The organism is Spirosoma pulveris, from assembly GCF_054781875.1.
The window spans coordinates 1,839,482-1,858,126 of record NZ_BAAGTO010000001.1 but is presented as its reverse complement, the minus strand read 5'-3'; the positions used below and the strand labels follow the sequence as shown (position 1 = coordinate 1,858,126).

At 50.9% G+C, this 18,645-nt stretch carries 15 protein-coding genes; 9 read left to right on the top strand and 6 right to left on the bottom strand.

The features are described 5' to 3' along the window. Positions 1-74 precede the first annotated feature (74 nt). Positions 75-1,454 (top strand): DUF952 domain-containing protein, encoded by a 1,380-nt coding sequence (locus tag ACYVJM_RS07535; protein ID WP_461147576.1) that lies wholly within the window; start codon positions 75-77, stop codon positions 1,452-1,454. Between the two features lie 191 nt (positions 1,455-1,645). Then, entirely contained in the window at positions 1,646-3,226 is a 1,581-nt protein-coding gene (locus tag ACYVJM_RS07530) for a Na+/H+ antiporter (protein WP_461147575.1), read from the top strand. A gap of 113 nt (positions 3,227-3,339) precedes the next feature. Here ACYVJM_RS07530 and ACYVJM_RS07525 read toward each other — a convergent pair whose 3' ends face one another. The 3 genes from ACYVJM_RS07525 to ACYVJM_RS07515 all read right to left on the bottom strand — a co-directional run bounded on the left by ACYVJM_RS07525 (position 3,340) and on the right by ACYVJM_RS07515 (position 7,241). Continuing rightward, entirely contained in the window at positions 3,340-4,281 is a 942-nt protein-coding gene (locus ACYVJM_RS07525) for a hypothetical protein (RefSeq protein WP_461147574.1), read from the bottom strand. 191 nt (positions 4,282-4,472) lie between these two features. Next, the gene (locus ACYVJM_RS07520) at positions 4,473-5,612 is read right to left on the bottom strand and encodes an amidohydrolase (protein WP_461147573.1); all 1,140 of its coding nucleotides are present in this window, start codon (positions 5,610-5,612) and stop codon (positions 4,473-4,475) included. Positions 5,613-5,696: 84 nt separating this feature from the next. Beyond that, positions 5,697-7,241 (bottom strand): S10 family peptidase, encoded by a 1,545-nt coding sequence (locus ACYVJM_RS07515; RefSeq protein WP_461147572.1) that lies wholly within the window; start codon positions 7,239-7,241, stop codon positions 5,697-5,699. A gap of 119 nt (positions 7,242-7,360) precedes the next feature. On the opposite strand from ACYVJM_RS07515, the gene ACYVJM_RS07510 reads away from it, so the two are divergent. Both ACYVJM_RS07510 and ACYVJM_RS07505 read left to right on the top strand, forming a co-directional pair. After that, on the top strand, positions 7,361-8,635 hold the full coding sequence (locus ACYVJM_RS07510) for a M20/M25/M40 family metallo-hydrolase (RefSeq protein WP_461147571.1): 1,275 nt from the start codon (positions 7,361-7,363) through the stop codon (positions 8,633-8,635). 113 nt (positions 8,636-8,748) lie between these two features. Then, entirely contained in the window at positions 8,749-9,036 is a 288-nt protein-coding gene (locus tag ACYVJM_RS07505; protein ID WP_461147570.1) for a DUF7660 family protein, read from the top strand. 60 nt (positions 9,037-9,096) lie between these two features. On the opposite strand, the gene ACYVJM_RS07500 is transcribed toward ACYVJM_RS07505, so the two are convergent. Then, on the bottom strand, positions 9,097-9,486 hold the full coding sequence (locus ACYVJM_RS07500) for a hypothetical protein (RefSeq protein ID WP_461147569.1): 390 nt from the start codon (positions 9,484-9,486) through the stop codon (positions 9,097-9,099). A 188-nt stretch (positions 9,487-9,674) separates the two neighbouring features. On the opposite strand from ACYVJM_RS07500, the gene ACYVJM_RS07495 reads away from it, so the two are divergent. Genes ACYVJM_RS07495 through bla form a run of 3 tightly spaced genes read left to right on the top strand, consistent with a single transcriptional unit; the run spans position 9,675 to position 12,151 of the window. Further along, complete coding sequence (locus tag ACYVJM_RS07495; RefSeq protein ID WP_461147568.1) at positions 9,675-10,586, top strand: alpha/beta fold hydrolase; 912 nt, start codon at positions 9,675-9,677, stop codon at positions 10,584-10,586. Positions 10,587-10,631: 45 nt separating this feature from the next. Then, a complete protein-coding gene (locus ACYVJM_RS07490) occupies positions 10,632-11,087 on the top strand; it encodes a RidA family protein (protein WP_461147567.1) in 456 nt (151 codons plus the stop codon). A 23-nt stretch (positions 11,088-11,110) separates the two neighbouring features. Then, positions 11,111-12,151, top strand: a complete 1,041-nt coding sequence (gene bla, locus ACYVJM_RS07485) for a class A beta-lactamase (RefSeq protein ID WP_461147566.1) — start codon at positions 11,111-11,113, stop codon at positions 12,149-12,151. Between the two features lie 153 nt (positions 12,152-12,304). Here bla and ACYVJM_RS07480 read toward each other — a convergent pair whose 3' ends face one another. Next, positions 12,305-13,402, bottom strand: coding sequence for a GntR family transcriptional regulator (locus tag ACYVJM_RS07480; protein ID WP_461147565.1), 1,098 nt, complete (start codon positions 13,400-13,402; stop codon positions 12,305-12,307). 424 nt (positions 13,403-13,826) lie between these two features. Here ACYVJM_RS07480 and ACYVJM_RS07475 point away from each other — a divergent pair, with 424 nt between their 5' ends. Next, entirely contained in the window at positions 13,827-16,253 is a 2,427-nt protein-coding gene (locus tag ACYVJM_RS07475; RefSeq protein WP_461147564.1) for a TonB-dependent receptor domain-containing protein, read from the top strand. 118 nt (positions 16,254-16,371) lie between these two features. Beyond that, positions 16,372-16,836, top strand: a complete 465-nt coding sequence (locus ACYVJM_RS07470) for a 3-oxoacyl-ACP synthase (RefSeq protein ID WP_461147563.1) — start codon at positions 16,372-16,374, stop codon at positions 16,834-16,836. 87 nt (positions 16,837-16,923) lie between these two features. Here the strand turns inward: ACYVJM_RS07470 and ACYVJM_RS07465 are convergent, their stop codons facing one another. Further along, entirely contained in the window at positions 16,924-18,555 is a 1,632-nt protein-coding gene (locus ACYVJM_RS07465) for an amidohydrolase (RefSeq protein ID WP_461147562.1), read from the bottom strand. Positions 18,556-18,645 lie beyond the last annotated feature (90 nt).

Genomic DNA, 18,645 nt, shown 5'->3' with positions numbered 1-18,645 from the left:
ATATCGGTGTTCATTTACGCCAGACGCCTATCTTTAGGCACATTCCTTACGGCTGAATACGGTAGGGCCTACACATGATGAATAAGCGGTCCGTTGCCTTCTTTTTCCTGTTGACTTTTGCCCCGTTACGGTTCGCTATCGCGTCAGAAACACTTTATGTGCTCGTTACGAAGACCGATTGGCAACTCAATTCCCGGAAAGTCAGCTTTCGGCCGTCGTTATCGCCCCCGGATTTTATTCAACTGCTAGCCCGTGAGCAGGTCATCCCGATGCTCCAGACGCGCTTCGCGAAACGGACGGATCTGCTCCTGTTGAAAATCGAAATTCCGTTCACCGATTTGCAACTGAAGTGGGAAAATAATCCCGGCAGCACTGCATCCCAACCCCGTTATTACGGGGAATTGCCCCGGCAGTTTATCGAAAAAGCATATCCGGTTAAGCCTGATAAAGCAGGCAAGTACACGCTGCCACCCGATCCGTTTCTAAAGCGACTGGTTAGCTGGGCCATTCCCGGTGCAACGGTCGATCACTTTCTGGACTACGAGAACTGGCAAAATACCGCCCGCTTGTATAAACTCCAGACCCGAAATTTTGCCAGGCCCAGCGTGCAGCTACAGTGGTGGTATTTCGACTTCTTCCTGGCTGATGGTAGTTCAATTGTGCTGGCGTTTATTCCACAAAACTGGTGGAGCAGTGCAAACGCAGCCGAAAGTAAGCACGGGTTGTTCACAATGGCGCTGAAAACGAAGGAGGGCGTTGTCAAGCGATTTGTCAAAGAGATACCCCAGTCGGTAATTAAGGCTTCGGCCGAACGGCTGGTCGTTTCGTCGCAGTTGGTCATTGAGTCTGTGGGCTCAGAAACGGATCGTGTGCATTCGATTCGGGTAAACTTCCGGGAAGTGACAGGGGCATTTATGCTGACGCCCACTCGTCCGCCGTTTGCGGCCTTTCCTACGGGGGCGATGCCCGGTATCCTGATGACGCTGATGAGTGGTGCCGATTGGGGAAGCCCCCGGTTTAGCTATGTTTCGCAGATTCCGAACAGTAACGTTTCGGGATCACTGGTGTGGGATGCGTATCGAGCAACAATTGCCGGTCAGGGGTATCATGAGCAGGGGCGGATAGACGACACGCCCGAGCGCCAGGGGGGGAGCTGGATGTGGTATCACTTCAGCGGGGAGGGGTGGTCTATCTTTGGCAGCCCCGACCATCCTAAAATTCTGACTGGAGGAGAGATTTTGTTCCGGCACGATAACATCACCTTTCGGCTTACCATTAACCCTGCCACAACCCACACATTGGTGGCGTATGAGGCTGCCACTAATTCCAATCAGGTGTGGGGAACCGTTGGCGGACCTGCCACCTTGTCCATTACCGAGGGCGTATCCCAACAGACCCTTCAAGGCCGGATCTTTCTGGAAACCTGCTCCTGGGAGACCAGAGCGGGTCGTTGACGAAAGCCGCATGCGTATCTCACCCGGAAAAGGCTATGGCCAGCGGCAGTATCCTCTTCGTATGGCTATGGTTAAATCCGCACATTTTACCGAAAAATCGTCTGTTTATACCGGTTTTAACAGTGCGATAGGCCCTACGTTTGTTAACTGATCCACAATGTAAAGGAGTCAGCTACGAAGCGTAAAACGGAATGCATCAACTGGAAACGGTTCTTTTGCTATTAATTTTTGTAATCGGACTGGCCATCATCGCCCGTCGGCTGAACCTAGCCTTTCCGATCTTGCTGACCGTTGGCGGTCTTTTTATCAGCTTCTTTCCCGGCTTACCGAATGTAGACCTGGACTCGTCGGTTGTGCTGGTGGTTTTTTTACCGCCCCTGCTTTACAGTGCGGCCTGGTACACTAACTGGGGCGATTTTCGCCGGAATCTGGAACCTGTTGTCGTGCTTGCCCTGGGCCTTGTATTGGCTACCAGTCTCGGCATAGCCTACGTAGCTAATCTGTTCATTCCGGGCTTTACGCTGGCAACGGGTTTGTTGCTGGGAGCCGTTGTTTCGCCTTCCGATGCCGTGGCGGCAACAGCCGTCATGAAAACGCTGTCGGTGCCCCGAAAAATTGCCATTATTCTGGAAGGAGAAAGTCTGGTGAACGATGCGACGGCGCTGGTAATCTTTCAGTTGGCGCTGGTTACGGTGAGTACGGGAAGCTTTTCGCTGACTGGCTCGCTGCTGGATTTCGCACGGCTGGCCGGGGGCGGGGTTGCCACCGGCTTAGCCGTGGGTTACCTTTCTGCATGGCTGCATAAATATGCCCATCTGGAACCGGCACTGGAAACCGTATTGACATTCGTAACGGCCTATCTGGCCTATTTAGCTGCCGAACATATGGCGTTAAGTGGTGTACTAAGCGTGGTTTCGGCAGGATTGGTCGTTGGTCACAAGCAATCGAGGGTCCATAGCCCAACAACGCGGATGCAGGCGGTGGCTGTCTGGGACTTTGTGGTGGTTCTGCTGAACGGGCTGATCTTTATTTTGATTGGGTTGCAGTTGCCCGACATTGTTGCCGACATCAAAGGGCAGTCGCTGGGCGAACTGATTGAGGTTGGTCTGCTCATCAGCGTAACGGCGGTGGCGATTCGCTTCCTGTATATTTTTCTGGTCAATGCGCTGTCAAATCAGGTGCATAAGGTGGTGCAAAGCCCTCCGCTTTTCCCATCCCGCAAACACATAACCTTGCTGGCTTACATCAGTATGCGGGGGATCGTTTCGCTGGCCGCAGCGCTGTCGATTCCGACCCGTCTTCCCAACGGCATGCCCTTTCCTGATCGAAATCTGATCGTGTTCATTACTTTTTGCGTCATTCTGTTCACGCTGGTGGGACAGGGCATTTTTCTGCCTGCCTTCATTCGGATGCTGCATTTTGGACAACAATCCACCGACTATCTTTCTAAAAAAGAAGTTCGGCAACGGTTATCGAAGCAGGCGCTACGTGCAATTCAGGGGGTGGTCGACAAGGAGGGACTTACCGGCGAAACCGTCCGGAAAATCATTGATCGGCATCAGGCACGCGTGGATGAACTTGAACAGGGCGATCCGGTAACGGTTACGTCCCGGCATCAACTCCGCCAGAAACTGCTGTTGCCGGCCATTCAGGCGCAACGAAATGCGTTGTTGGGTTTGCGGGACACCCAGCAAATCGACGTCGACCTGTTTCATGAGCTGGAAAATGAACTCGATCGGGAAGAGATACAACAGCAGAAAATGGATGACTAAGCCCCTGTACTGGACTGATCGACGCTTTACGAGTTCATTTCAATCGGTATTCAGAAGCAGGTAAACGGGATCAGTTGTATGCCTAAGCCGGTTTATCTACCCGTATACAGGCATCAAAATTGTTTCGATAGGCTGAGGTGCAGACTCTGCAAGTCCTGATAAAAAAGGCGGACTTCCGCCTGAAGCTGGTTTAGCATTCCGGCCCGCGTCGATAGGTCGTCGGCTCCGTAATCACCTTCGGTTCGGAAATAGAGCTGTTTTTCTGCTGGAGAAGTGCCCGCTAACGTATACTCTGCCCAGCGCTGTCGTATGTTAAAACTGACCGAATGCTGACCGCCATAGCTCAGTGCGTTCTCGGTCAGCATTCGCCAGAGAAACGGCGGATAAAACGTTGACTGTAGTCGCTGGTCCCAGATGTCGGTCAGTAAATTCCGTTCATCCACCAGATGAATGGTTCGCTTCGACGAAACTGCAGCTTTGGCAGCCAGTAAGGCACTCGCCACACCGCCACTGATGCTTACTGTTTTATTGGGCGTATCGGCCTGAATAAACGCGGTTGCTACAGTCGTGAGGGCACCAACAACTATGGAAAGTACGGTTAACTGCTGGATACGTTTGCTATTCAGTTGTTGCAGGTAGGTGGCCAGTCGGGTTGCCCGCTCAGCCTCACAATCGAGTTCACCCGCAATGCCCGACACCTGCATGGAGGCCAGCCAAAGGCGGTCATTGATTTGTTGCCGTTTGGCAGAACGCTCCTGATCATTGCCTGCCGGGAGCACCTTCTTCAATCTGATGAAGTCCTGGAGTAAGGGCAAAATGCCCGCAGCATTGGCGACGAGCAGATCATGGGTTGAAAAGCGATTGGTAAGACTAGTGTCTGTCTGTAAGATGGCCTGGACATCAGGAATGGGCAGGTAGCTCGAATCATACTCCAGCATGACCGCTGGCTGACAGTATTTTTTTTGATGGCTCAGGGCGCTCAGGCTTGATTTATGCGACTGGCATGAGCCCAGCAGCAGACTGGTAAGCAGGATCATGAGGGTGGTTGAGCGCATAGTTTTCAAATTGGTACCGAAACAAAATTAGGTAGGGGAAAGTCGATGGGAGCGGTACAAATCGATGACTTTGCAGTAGAAAGAGTAGGTTATAATCGGGAGCACTCGCTACTACGTACGTGCTGCGATGTATCACCCGTACTGACTCTGTTTTTTCGTCATACCACCGTCCAGGGAGGTACTACATAACCTTAGCGATGTTCAAGCTGGATCAATTCGAAGAATAAGCGGGCGGCCGGTTCGATGAGGGTATCGTTGAAATCGTAATCATCGTTATGCAGGGCGGGCGAGTTTTCACCGTTGCCGATGCCAAACATGGCCCCTTTGTATTTCTGGGTAAATAGTCCAAAATCTTCACCCCATTTAAAGGGTGCTGCATTTTCGATATAAGGATAGCCTAGTTTCAGCGCACTTTGCCTGATTTGCTCAACAGCCTCCGGATCGTTTTCATTGGCGTAGAACGCTTCGGTATAGGCGGTTTCTACCAGAATACCACTTTCGTCAGATAGGTCGGAGAGCAGGGTCAGCAACTGGTTTGTAAGCGATTCCATCCGTTTCGCATTCCGGGTTCTGAGCGTCATGTGAACCTCGCCATACCCGGCCGATATACCATAGGATGTCTCACCCATGGTGGTATAGACAGGGGTGACCAGCGCGAAGTCTTCTGACTGCGGGTCAGGATACTGGACTTGTCTCGTTTGTAAAATAAAATCGGCCATCACATATGCCGGATTCACTCCTTTTTCGGGCTCGGCCGAATGCGACACTTTGCCCGTAAAGGATACGATCAGGCTGAGCACCGACGAGGTGAACGATCCCGGTCTACAGACGATAACACCCGGTTTGTAGCCCGGCAGATTATGCAGTGCAAAAGCTCTGTCGGGTCGGATGTCAGCAAAGGCCGGGTCGTTCAGAACAGCTTCGGCACCTTTACCATTTTCTTCGGCGGGTTGAAAAATAAGGTACACCCGGCCACGTGTAACGGGCTTTTCGGCCAATAAAGCGGCCAGTCTTGCCAGGATAGTGGCATGACCATCGTGCCCGCATTTGTGCGAAACACCGTCAACGGACGATTTATGACCAAACGTATTGATTTCCTGAATGGGCAGGGCATCAATATCGGCCCGGACCAGTGTAACCGGCCCTGCCAAATCCTGCCCGTATTGAAGCAGCAACCCCGTTTGGGCTACCTCCGTAATACGCGTTGGATTGAACTGGCTAACGAAGTTCTGAATCCGTCTCCGGGTCTCAACTTCCTGACACGACACTTCAGGAAACTGGTGAAGTTCGTGCCGGAATTGGCTGAAAATATCGGTTTTATCTAAAGTCATCCGCGTAATTAACATTGTAGGGTTAGCAGGTTTGCTGGCGCGGGCACGAGAAAATACTCGTGCCCGCGCCAGCAAACCTTGCTACTACCGGCTTCCCGAATATTTGGCGGGCTCGCTGTTTTTGGGTGTGCTTTTCTGGATGAATTTGCGAAGGTGTTCATTACTGGTGGCAAGGTCTTCCTTGCGGAGGTACATCATGTGCCCGCTCCGATAGCCTTCCCAATCCATCCGGTCTTTCAGCTTGCCACTGGCGTCCATTTGCCACATGTTGTATTTGGCGTTGAAATAATCACAGGCACCATCGTAATAGCCCGATTGAACCAGCAGATGGAGGTATGGATTTTGTGCCATGGCCTGACGCAGATTTTCGCCGGTTTTGTTGTTGCTGTTATCCCACGGAAATGTAGGGCCAAACATATAATATTTAAGATCGGTCTTGTAGTTCAGCTCGTCGCGCATGAACATGTTGATGGCGGGCGTAAACGAGTGGAGCCAGGAGGTTAGCTCGGAGTTGTAATCGGGTGCAATACCGGCGTCTTTGCTGTCCATTCCCAGGTAACGGGAATCCAGCCGACCTACCGTCTGGCTTTTGTCGCGCAGGAGTTCTTTCCAGAAGAAATTAGTAGGTACGTCCAGATTCTGCTGCATAACGGCCGTTTCCGAAAGCCCCGAATACCGCGCTACTTTAGCCGCAATCTCTTTCCGCTTCTGATCGCTGATAGAGCCGCCCAGCGCCAGAGCAGGCAGGTACTCCTGAATGGTAAATTTCTCCACTTCGGGCAAAATGTCGGTCAGGTCTTTCTTCTGCAAATCGGCGGGCAGCGCCTTGTGGTACCAGGCCGTTGCTGCAAAATAAGGCAGTTTCAGTACCCCTTTTGCCGGACCGTCCCGCTCGATGCCCAAATCGGTCGGCGATACCAGAATTACACCATTGAGGTACATCCAGTGCGCATTCTGCAATTCCAGCGCCAGCCCCGACACGCGTGTGGTGCCGTAGCTTTCGCCAATCAGGTACTTGGGCGATGCCCAGCGGTTGTAACGACTGACGAAGGTGTTGATCCAGTCGGCTAAGTATTTGATATCAGCGTTGACGCCGAAAAACAACTTGGCAGCAGGAACGTCTTTGTTGACCGGACGGGAGAAACCCGTATTGACGGGGTCCACATAAACGATGTCGGCAACGTCCAGAATCGAGTTCGGGTTGTCTTTGATGCCGTAAGGCTGAATGGGGTAACCTTCGTCGTCAATTTTCAGGATGCGCGGGCCTGTGTAGCCTATCATCATCCAGACGGACGCTGTACCGGGCCCCCCGTTAAAGGAAATCACCAGCGGACGAGCCGCCCGATCGGCTACATCGGAACGTTCAAAATAGGTAAAAAATACCCCGGCAACGGGTTTGCCTTCTTCATCCCAAACGGGAATGGTACCCACGGTGGCTTTGTAGGGAACACGCTGTCCTTTAATCGTTACCTGACCGGTGGTCACTACCTGCGAGTCAATATTAAGGCCTCGGCTGAGCGAGACTGGTTTTTCTTCTTTAGGCTGTGCTTTGTCGGTAGTGGGTTTCTGTGCGTAGGTGCTGACCAGCGTTTGGCAGCAGATAAGCAGTAAGAGGGAAATCTGTTTCATGAATGTAGGGATGAGTGTGCCGGACGAAAACGTCGTCAGGGCGTTTATTTTCGACCGAAGATAGTGAGAATAACAGAATAGTATTCCGTATTTTAGCCCGGTACCTAGCCAAACGATACATGAAACAGCTCTTCATCTTTTTACTGCTCGCCGGGTATGGCGTGTCGGCTCAGTCACTGTCAAAACCCGAAGCGAGCGTCATGGCCACCGTCAAAAAGCAGATGCCGGAGACGGAAGCTTTTCTCGAAAAAGTAGTTAATATCAACAGCGGGACGCTCAATAAAGAAGGCGTTAGGACGGTTGGTAAGCTGATGTCGGACGAACTGGACAAGCTAGGCTTCAAAACGGAATGGGTTACGCTGCCCGATTCGCTTAACCGGGCCGGCCATCTGGTGGCGACAAGGCAGGGCAAAAAAGGGAAAAAGCTGTTCCTGATCGGGCACCTGGATACTGTCTTCGAAAAGAGCCTGCCTATGGAGCCGTTCACCCGAATCAACGACTCGACGGCTTCCGGACAGGGCGTCAATGATATGAAAGGGGGCGATGTGCTGATCATCGCAGCACTCAAAGCCCTCCACGCCCAGAAACTGCTGGACGATACATCCATCACCGTTTACTTTACGGGCGATGAAGAGAGTGGGGGAGGGGAAGCCAGCCGCATTGACTTCATCGAACGGGCACGAAAATGTGATATCGCTCTGGCGTTTGAAACGGCTCAAGGCTTAGGCAGTGTAACTACCGGACGGCGGGGTGCCAGCAGCTGGACACTGAACGTGAAAGCGCGCACCGGCCACTCATCCCGGGTTTTCAGCGAAATGGGCTATGGCGCTATTTACGAAGCTGTGCGAATAGTAAACGAGTTTCGGCGGACGCTCGGGCAGGAGCAGTACCTGACGTTCAATCCCGGTCTGATTGTGGGCGGTTCCGAAGTGCATTACGACGACAAGACTGCCAAAGCCGAAACCATCGGCAAAACCAACATTGTAGCTGGAACGGCCTTGGTACAAGGCGACCTGCGTTTCCTGACCGAAAGCCAGAAAGAGAACGCCCGCGCCAGAATGCGTGAAATTGTCGAGAAAAGCCTTCCCCAGACCAAAGCCACGATCTCATTCACCGATGGCATCCCGTCTATGGAGCCAACCGCTGCCAACGATGACCTGCGGAAGCAACTGGACAAACTCAGCCGGGATATGGGACTGGGTGCGGTAACCGCCTTCGACCCCGGCGCACGCGGGGCGGGTGACGTGTCGTTTGTGGCGCAATACATGCCCTGTCTGGATGGCCTGGGTGCATCGGGCAAAGGGGCACACAGCATCGAAGAAACCATCAATACAAAGGAATTTCCATCGCTGATTCAACGCACTGCCTTGTTCATTTATAGGCTGACTCGGTAGGGTGCTTATTGGCCTAATAGGTAGTTGTTCTGGCAATGAGTGAGTTAAGCCTTTGCTCATTGGCGGGTTACGTGTGACACGAGATACACCTAAATAAGGAAGCTTTTGAAAACATGCTAAACTTTGAGGTTACTGACAAACAATCTTTCGAAGCCTTTCTGCAACTTTTAGTGCAAGATTTACAGGCCAATCCTGATTCTTGGGGAAACGTGAATTTGCTCGATTTCCTAGAAGCGATGGGTCGCTACACTAAAGATATTCAAGGCTATTACGATAATTTGCAGTTAGGTTTGGATGCGGATGCGCCAAGTTGGCGTCTATTTGCTGACCTCCTAAAAGGGGCAACCATGTATATGTATTTTAACTCAACATTAAATAGATCGCTAAATCTCATTTATTGACTTACAACGAAAAGTGGCTATGGCTACCGATTACAGTCATTTCGCAAGTCAATCGAATGCTTACTTCTTACTTTTAATGGCGTTTTGCCAGACCGGTACGAAGTCGTAAGTGGGGTAAAACTCGGTATTATAGGCTCCCCAGGCGCCATTCTCGATGGTCAGATTGAGAGCTCGCAGGTTTTTGGCGGGGATTCGGACAGTGACGACCTGCCCAATACCCATCATAACGTACCACGAAATGACGCGTGCTTCTTTAGGCGGAAACATTTCCAGAAACTTGTTCTGATTCTGAATTTCCTGAATCTGCTTCAGGCTTTTGTCCTGCTGATGCTTCAGGAAAATCGTAATCATAATACTGTCCGACGACGTTTGGGCGCTTTGGGTAACCTGAGCCTTCGAAACGTGCCAGCCGAGGAAGGCGATACAGAATACAAGAATGCGTTTTACCATGCTATTCGCTGAATTGAGGTTGACTCTAATCGTGAATTTAGTTGGTTTTGCTGGCTGTAAAAGCTAGAGAAACGTACATGGTTGAATTTTTCGGAACAAAAGATGAAAGAATGCAGGAAAGCTGTCCGGATTCCGCTAAAGTGGTTATTTTTACCCACGTACCTTGTTTTAACCTTCCGGCACTTTTCATGAAAAAACGGTTACTCTGGCTGATTCCTGTCCTCCTGATTGCGGGTGTTTACCTGTATCCTGTTCCCCAGAAAGACGCTATTGCACTCTACACGGGAGCCGACAAAGCACTCATCAATGGATTGGCTGCTTTTCGACAATTACCCACGTCAACCATAAACACGCAGGGCTACGACTGGACGTATACCGTGTTAGGGAAAGGTCCCCAAACGATCCTGTTTTTACACGGCATGACGGGCGGCTACGATTTCTGGTGGCAGCAGATGAACGAATTCAGCCCTACTTACCGGGTCATCAGTGTGACCTATCCACCCGTTGATAACCTCACTGCCCTGGGCAAAGGTATTGTCGCGATTCTTGACAAAGAGAACGTCGATTCGACAATCGTGGTGGGGAGTTCGCTGGGTGGTTATCTGACGCAGTATTTGGCCGCAGCTTATCCGCAACGAGTCAAAAAAGTGGTTTTCGGGAATACCTTTCCGAAAAACAATTTGCTGGAAGAAAAGAATAAGGGTAAAGTTGCCGTTGCAGGCTGGTTGCCCGAGTGGGTTGTGATGGGTAGCTTACGGCAAAATTTAACGGATGTCGTCATTCCTGCTTCAGAAAACAATCCACTCGTTGGGGCGCAGTTGCTCGAAAATTCCTATGGGCGCATGTCGAAAGCGCAGTTTCTGGCTCGCTACCATTGCGTGGTCGATAAGTTTCAGGCAATGGACGGTAATCAAACTAAAATTCCGGTGCTCATTCTGGAGTCGGATAATGACCCGCTCGTTCCAGTCGAACTGCGAACGCAATTAAAACAGTATTACAAGACGGCACAGGTGCATACCTTCCATCAAAAAGGCCATTTCCCGTACCTGAACGCAAAAGACGAATACAACACAGTTTTGCGGGATTTTCTGTCGAAATAAAGAGCGTATCTAACTTTTAAAACAACCTGATTAATAATTTCTCCTATGAAGTATATTTTCCTTTGTCTCCTGGCAGTCAGTGTAAGTTTCTCGGTATCCGGTCAGCACAAGCAGATTGTGAAAGCACGGGTTGCACCCGCAACGCCCTATCCTTTTAGTCCGGGGGTGATAAGTAACGGGTTTGTGTTTGTATCAGGTCAGGTTGGAAATGACCCGCAAACCGGTAAACTGGTTGAGGGCGGTATCGAGGCCGAAACCGTTCAGACTATCAAGAATATTAAAACCATTCTGGAAGATGCCGGGGCTTCTCTCGATGATGTGGTGAACGTGACGGTGTATCTGAGCAATATGGACGATTTTCCAAAGATGAATGCCATCTACAAGCAGTATTTTAAAGAGGGGTCGTACCCTGCCCGCGCTACCATTGGGGCGGCTAAATTGGTTTTCGGTTCCAGCGTTGAGATGACCATGACGGCCGCTATGCCCCGGAAAAAGAAATAAACCCGGCCCTTACTCCTTCAGTTATGTACGCATCGCCCCGATTTCTAACCTTCGCCCTGCTTTTCTGTACGCTGCTGGCAACTGCTCAGAAGCCGAAAGCCAGTAAGGCAGCCGCGCCAGTACCAGCTTTTACGGTGCCTGTCCGGCTCGAAAAAGAGCTTCTGCGCCTGTCCAACATGTCAGAGGGCATCGTTGGGATATGCGCCGTTCATATTGAAAGTGGAAAGACAATTGAACAAAACGGGAAAGACCACTTTCCCATGGCCAGCTCGTACAAAGTGGCCATTGCTACCCAACTCCTGAGCCGTGTGGACAGCGGCAGTATCGCCCTCGATCAGCTTGTTCCGATTGTTAAAACGGACTTTCACCCCGGCAGTGGGATGTTGTCTGAGCGGTTTAACTGGCCCAATTCGCCCAATACCGATCTCTCTTTGTCGGTCAGGAGTCTGCTCGAACTGATGCTGCTTATCAGTGATAACAGCGCGACGGATATTTGTCTGCGGCTGGCGGGCGGGCCTGCTGCGGTGAACGCCTGTATGAAGCGGATGGGCATTGATGGCTTGCGGGTCGACCGGCCAACAGCCTGGCTCATTGCCGACTGTGTGGGGATTCCAATGGACATGAATCAGCCCTGGTCGCCTGCCCGCTATGATTCGCTGGCTAAGTATAGCACGGCATCGACCCGTCAGGCGAGTTACGTAGCGTTCGAAAACGACATTCGGGATACGTCCACTCCCGAAGCCATGACGCTTTTATTGACCAAACTCTACACACAGCCGGTGCTTAAACCGGCCAGCCAGGCGCTGATGCTGGACATTATGAAGCGTTGTGAAACGGGTCTTGCCCGACTGAAAGGTGCTTTGCCGCCCAACACCGAAGTGCTGCATAAGACAGGTACTATTGGGCTGACAGCCAGCGATGTTGGCATCATAAGCCTGCCCGACAACGCGGGTCATGTTGCCATTTCTGTTTTTGTCAAAGCGTCCAAAAAAGACGGCACTGTTCGCGAACGAACCATCGCTGAGGTTACACGAACTATTTATGACTACTTCCTTTTTCAGTAGAGGGAAACGAGTTGCTATGAACGCAGTTTAAGGTACGGGACCGCATCCTGCTGTCCAGCCGACAGGCTAATTTTTACCATCAGTACATGCACTTTAAGCCTGACGGCTGGACAGCAAGCAGGGTGGCCGGAGCCAGTTGGTCCCGTACCTCACTCACAATGACCCCCGCCGGATCATGTAGAACGGGTTCTTTACTTTAATTCGTTTGTTATCAAGTAGTAGCGAAGCTGCCGTGTAGCCCATGGCTTCAAAGTCGGTGGTAATAACCGTGATGTTCAGCAACTCCTTGAGCGTCGTTTCATTAAAGGAAATAATACCGATTTCCTGACCGAGTTCGTAATTGGATTGCCGAACTTTCTTCACCAGCTCCGACAGGTCCGTTTCTTCCACCACCACGTACGCGGTACCCGGCTGAATAGTTTCGTCGATGGCGTTTTCCTTGATGCTGAACTCCTTTTCGTAATTGATGCAAAACGACCGGAATCCATGCGCTATTTCGGACGGGTAATTGCCATCGCTGGGTAGGGTGAGCACCATCCGGCTGTATTTTGTCAGCAGATCCTGTGCGTTTTCCAGGGCTTCGCAGATGTCTTTATCGAAATTCTGGTGAACGCTGAGGGGCGAACTTCCCAGCTCAGAAACGTCTTTGTCGAGCAGGACAAGTTCATGGGCCGGTATTGATTCCAGGATATCCAGGTAGTTCGCCTTGTCGAGATCCTGGGTGAAGTGCGGCATTACGACATAGTAGTTGTACTTGCCGAGGTTCTTCTGGATGATCTCCTGGAAGTGGCGTGCGTTGTAATGGTGAATCTGAAGATCGACGGTTGCTTTATCGCCAAGCGCTTTTAGGAAAGCGTAATAAATTATTTTCTTGTACGAGCTGAGCTTATTGAAGACTAAAAGAATCTTGAGTTTGGTAACTGCCTGGTTCTGTACGTAATAACCTTTCCCCTGCACCGACGTAATGTAGCCACGCTCCCGAAGTTCGCGGTAAGCTTTCTCCACCGTATCGCGGGCCAGATAATACTCAACGCTCAGTTCACTGATCGAGGGCAACTGCTCGTTGTTCTTCAGAACGCCCCGCTCAATATCTGTAATGACAGACTGGACGATCTGTTTGTATTTGGGTGTTTTATCTTTCGGGTTGAACTGAAGCTTGTAAACCGGAGAAAAGGTGTTGCAATAAACATCAACAAAGCTTCCGTACGGTTGACGGCGTCCCTGGTTCTGCGTAATAACTTTATCAACCATGCTAGTACTGATTTATGTATTTTTCTGAGAGAAGATATCCCTTTACCCCCAATACATTTACGTCTACGTTCTATAAGTTTCAAAATTAAACGAGAAATAAAGAAATATGTAGCTCACTATTTTTATGCAAACGTTGCCGAAAGTAATTATAAAGGGTATTTAAGTAATAATTTATTGTAAATAATAAAGCATTGAGCACGGGTTTTTTAGGTAAAAAGAATACTATTATTAAGGCAGGAGTGATTGAATAAATTGTAATTTTTTGAGAAATGGCAGGTATGATGCATGTTCACCTTCACAAATGACCAAAGGATCGACAAGTGCTCACTGGTAGATGGACTGGTGGTATGTCTTTACGTGATGAGTACGGTTTAAACGAATTTCGTACGCTCCTCTCTGACTTTTACACGCTGACTACTCAACTATGCATCGAACGTTTACACGCCTTATCGCTTTTGTCCTCTTTTTGTTGCCCATCCTGGCACTCGCCCAACCTGCTGGTGATCAAAAACAAATTTGGGTGCGGGGCACACTCGTCGACGAAAAGAAAGCGCCTATCCCGTTTACAACCGTTGCGTTGCATCGAACATCCGACTCCACACTGGTAACGGGGGTAGTAGCCAATGAATCCGGCGTGTTTGCGCTACAAACCAGGCCGGGAAACTACTTCCTGAAAATTAGTGCCGTGTCCTTTCAGGAAAAAATTATTCCGGGATTTACAATTGGTGAACAGGATAAGCAACTTGGCACCCTAGCCCTGACGGCAACGGCAAAACGACTTGATGAGGTTGTGGTGATGGGTGAGAAAAGCCAGATGGAATTAGCACTGGACAAACGGATTTTCAACGTCGGTAAGGACCTGGCAAACGCGGGTGGAACCGCTTCCGATATTCTGAAAAATATACCTTCGGTGGCCGTTGACGGGGAGGGGAACGTTAGTCTGCGCGGGAGTAACAGCGTCCGGATTCTGATTGACGGAAAACCCTCCGGCCTGGTGAGCTTTAAGGGTGGGAGTGGCCTCCAGCAATTACAGGGCAGCATTATCGAGCGGGTAGAGGTGATCACCAATCCATCGGCACGTTACGAAGCCGAGGGCATGGGCGGTATTATCAACATCGTGCTCAAGAAAGAACGGAAAGAAGGTGTCAATGGCTCGTTTGACGTCATTACGGGTTACCCGAGTAACTTCGGGGCAGCCGCTAACGTCAATTACCGCCGTAAGAACCTGAATTTTTTCGTCAACTATACCGCTTCATTCCGAAATACACCCGGTCGAAGTTCGCTGTATCAGGAAGTGTATGATGCCAGTACGACCTATGTTTACCGGCAAAATTCGACTAATACTCTTAAAGGACAGAATAACAACGCCCGCGCCGGTATCGACTACTATTTCAGTCCGAAGAGCATCCTGACGGGGTCTTACACCTGGCGGCTAAGTAAGGGAAAGCGCTTCGCCGATATCCAGTACCTCGACTATCTGCCTAATTCAAATCATACCGTTGAGGCAATTACGAACCGGACGCAGGATGAGACCGAAACAGAGCCAAACTCGGAGTATGTGGTAAGTTATAAAAAAACGTTTGCCCGGCAGGGACACGAACTTACCGCCGACATTCGCTACCTCGACAACTGGGAAAAATCGGATCAGTTCTTTACCCAGAAAACGTTCCAGCCGGATGGGAAACCTTCGGCCGTACCGGATGTGCTCCAGCGGTCGATCAATGACGAAACGGAGAAACAACTGCTGATTCAGGTCGATTATGTACAGCCGTTCGCCAAAGATGGTAAACTGGAAGGCGGGATGCGTCTGAGCTCGCGGGATATGACCAACGATTACACTGTTACGCAGCAGAGTCTGGGTGGCCCCTGGACACCGTTGCCGGGTCTGACTAACGATTTCCTGTACGTCGAAAAGATCAACGCACTCTACGGAATTGTAGGCAACAAGATTCGGAAATTCTCGTACCAAATGGGGCTACGCGCCGAATGGACCGATGTAACGACCACCCTTAAACAAACCAACGACGTGAACCCCCGCAGCTACGCTAACCTGTTCCCAAGCGTACACGCTACCTACGACCTGCCCCGTCAGCATGCTTTACAGATCAGCTACAGCCGCCGGGTACGCAGGCCGCAGTATAACGATTTGAGCCCGTTCATGACCTTCAGCGATAACCGTAACTTCTTCAGTGGTAATCCCGATCTGAATCCCGAATTCACGAATGCATTCGAAATCGGCCACATCAAGTATGTCGAAAAAGGGTCGATGAGTTCATCGATTTATTACCGGCACACAACGGGAAAAATCATTCGGATTCGGCGGGTCGATGAGCAAGGGAATTCCACCACGCGCCCCGAAAATCTCGCTACCGAAGACTCGTACGGCGCGGAGTTTACGGGATCTTACGCGCTCTATAAATGGTGGAAACTGGATGGAAGCGTCAATTTTTTTCGGGCTATCACGAATGGCGGTAATCTGGACGCGAGTTACCAGAGCGATACATACAGCTGGTTTACCCGGTTGTCGTCTCGCTTTACTGTGATGAAAAATACGGATATTCAAATGCGGGGCAACTACGAGGCACCGCAAAAAACGCCCCAGGGAAGCCGGAAAGCCATTGCTACGCTGGATCTGTCGTTCAGCAAAGACATTCTTAAAAACAACGGAACGCTGGTGTTCAACGTCATTGATGTGTTCAACTCGCGTCGGTATCGGTCCATCACCGAAGGAGCTAACTTCTACACAGAGAGCAGCTCACAGGGGCGCTTACGCCAGTTTAACCTGACATTGAATTACCGACTGCATCAGGCTAAAAAGAAGATGAAAGAGCCCGGCGAAGGGGAGTTCTAAGAGTCCCCGTATCGCTGCGTCCGGGTGCGGTTATGAACCTGTTTGCGGTTTGATGAGTTGTCATTGTCGCGGAAGTTTGACCACTAGGCAGGTCACTGAATAACTAATTGACATCAACTTGACAGCTATACACCAGCAAATTAAAACCGGGCTTTGGGCGTTATGCCGGAGCTACGTTCAAAAACGTATCGACACCGCCCGGCAGGCGATGGAAGCCGCTCAGGAAGCCGCTAATTCAGAATCAAAAAGCAGCGCGGGAGACAAATACGAAACGGGTCGGGCCATGGCCCAGCTCGAACGGGATCGACACGCCCAACTACTTGCCGAAGCGGTAAAGATTGAGCAGGAACTGAAGCAACTGGCTATCGAAAAAAACTATGAGAAAGTGCAGCCCGGAAGTGTCGCCGTCACGAACCGGGGGCTATTTTTTATAAGTATTGGTGCCGGAAAGATGACACTCGATGGTGCAGACTATTTTGCCGTATCGGCAGCATCACCCATTGGGGCACTTCTGGCAGGGCATCGCGCTGGTGATAGCGTCACGTTTAACAAGATGGTCTATCAAATACAGGAGGTTTTTTAAACGACGTGAATTCAGGATTTGCGATGGCTAAAACCACCAGGCCTAATCTCGAATTCACGTCGTTTAAAAAACCAGTCTGTCGAACGATCAAAACACGCGCTCGCCACCAATCCAGGTCTGCTTCACTTTGGTAGCCCGAAGCGCGGGAGCGGGGGCAGTCATGATGTCGCGGTCGAGAATCACAAAGTCGGCTTGTTTGCCGGGAGCGATGCTGCCACGCAACTGATCTTCAAAACAGGCATAAGCTGCCCAGCGCGTCATGGCCAGCAATGCCGACTTCCGGTCAACGGCGTTTTCCATCTGATACCCCCCTTTGGGGAAGTTTTTTGCATCCTGTCGGGCTACCGCCGAGTGAAAGCCGAACAAGGGATTTACCGCTTCTACCGGGAAATCGCTGCCAAATGCAATCAGGTTGTTCTGCTTCATCAAGTCCTTGAACGCATAGGCACCTTTCACCCGGACAGGCCCCAGCCGCTCGGTGGCCCAGTACATATCTGAGGTAGCGTGCGTTGGCTGAACGGATGGGAGGATCGAGTACTGCCCAAACTTCCAGAAATCATCGGCCGATACAACCTGAGCGTGTTCAATACGCCAGCGCCGGTCGTTTTTCCCTTTCAGCAATTTACCGTACAGATCAAGCATAAGGTGGTTCGCCGAATCGCCAATGCAATGCGTGTTGGCCTGAAATTTTGAGTCATACAGCAGTTTCGTGACCCGTTCCAGTTCAGATGGGCCAAGCAGCAGAAAGCCGCCGGTTTCGGGCCGGTCGCTGTACGGTTTTCGTAAGCAGGCCCCCCGCGACCCCAGTGCGCCATCGGCATAAAGTTTAAACGAACGAACCGTGAGCCGGTCGGTTTGGAACGGGCCGCGCTTCAGGAAATAATTCAGGTTTGGCTCGCCAAGGCTAACCATCGCGTAATCCCGGATTTTCAGTTTATTCGATTTGTGCAGACTGTCGATCAGGTTGATCTCGTCGGGGCTAATACCCGCGTCGGAGATGGTAGTCAGACCCAGCGACACACAAACCTTTTCGGCAGCCAGCAACATCTGCGCTTTATCGGACAGGTCGGGCTGGGGAATTACCCGCTTGATAAGCTGCATGGCATTGTCGACCAAAATACCGGTCGGCTGTCCGTTGGCAAGAATAATTTCGCCACCCGGCATTTTAGAACCCGCCGTTACCTGAGCCAGCCGGAGCGCCTTTGAGTTGACGAACAGGGCATGACCATCCACCCGCATCAGCGCTACCGGCACATCAGGGAAAGCCGCATCCAGCTTTTCTTTGGTCGGAAACGTTTTCTCGGGCCAGTCGTTCTGATCCCAGCCCCGGCCGGTAAGCCAGAGGGCATCGGGGTGCTGTTTGCGAAAAGCCTTCAGGCGTTCGAGCAGTTCATCATACGACTCAGCACCTACCAGATCGGCTTGGCTAAGTACCTGGCCCAACCCCAGAAAGTGAGCATGTGGGTCGTAAAAGCCAGGATACACAGGCTGGCCGCCGAGGTCGGCTGTACTATCGGCTTCGTACTCGTTTGTCAGGGAAGTTGCCGGGCCAACGGCTATAAATTTACCGTCTTTAACCACAAAGGCATCGGCAACGGAGAAGCTGGAATCAGCGGTATAAATGTGGGCATTGGTGACGAGCAGATCGGCTTTTTTCCTGGACGAACAGCCGGAGATCAGGGTAAGTAGTACGGGGATGAGCAGTACGAGTCGGTTCATAATGGACGGTTTGGAAAACTGCAAGTTAGGAGAAAGTTAATAAGCCAACCAGCTAATCGCAGATTCTCGTAATTTTGTCTTAATTGTCCT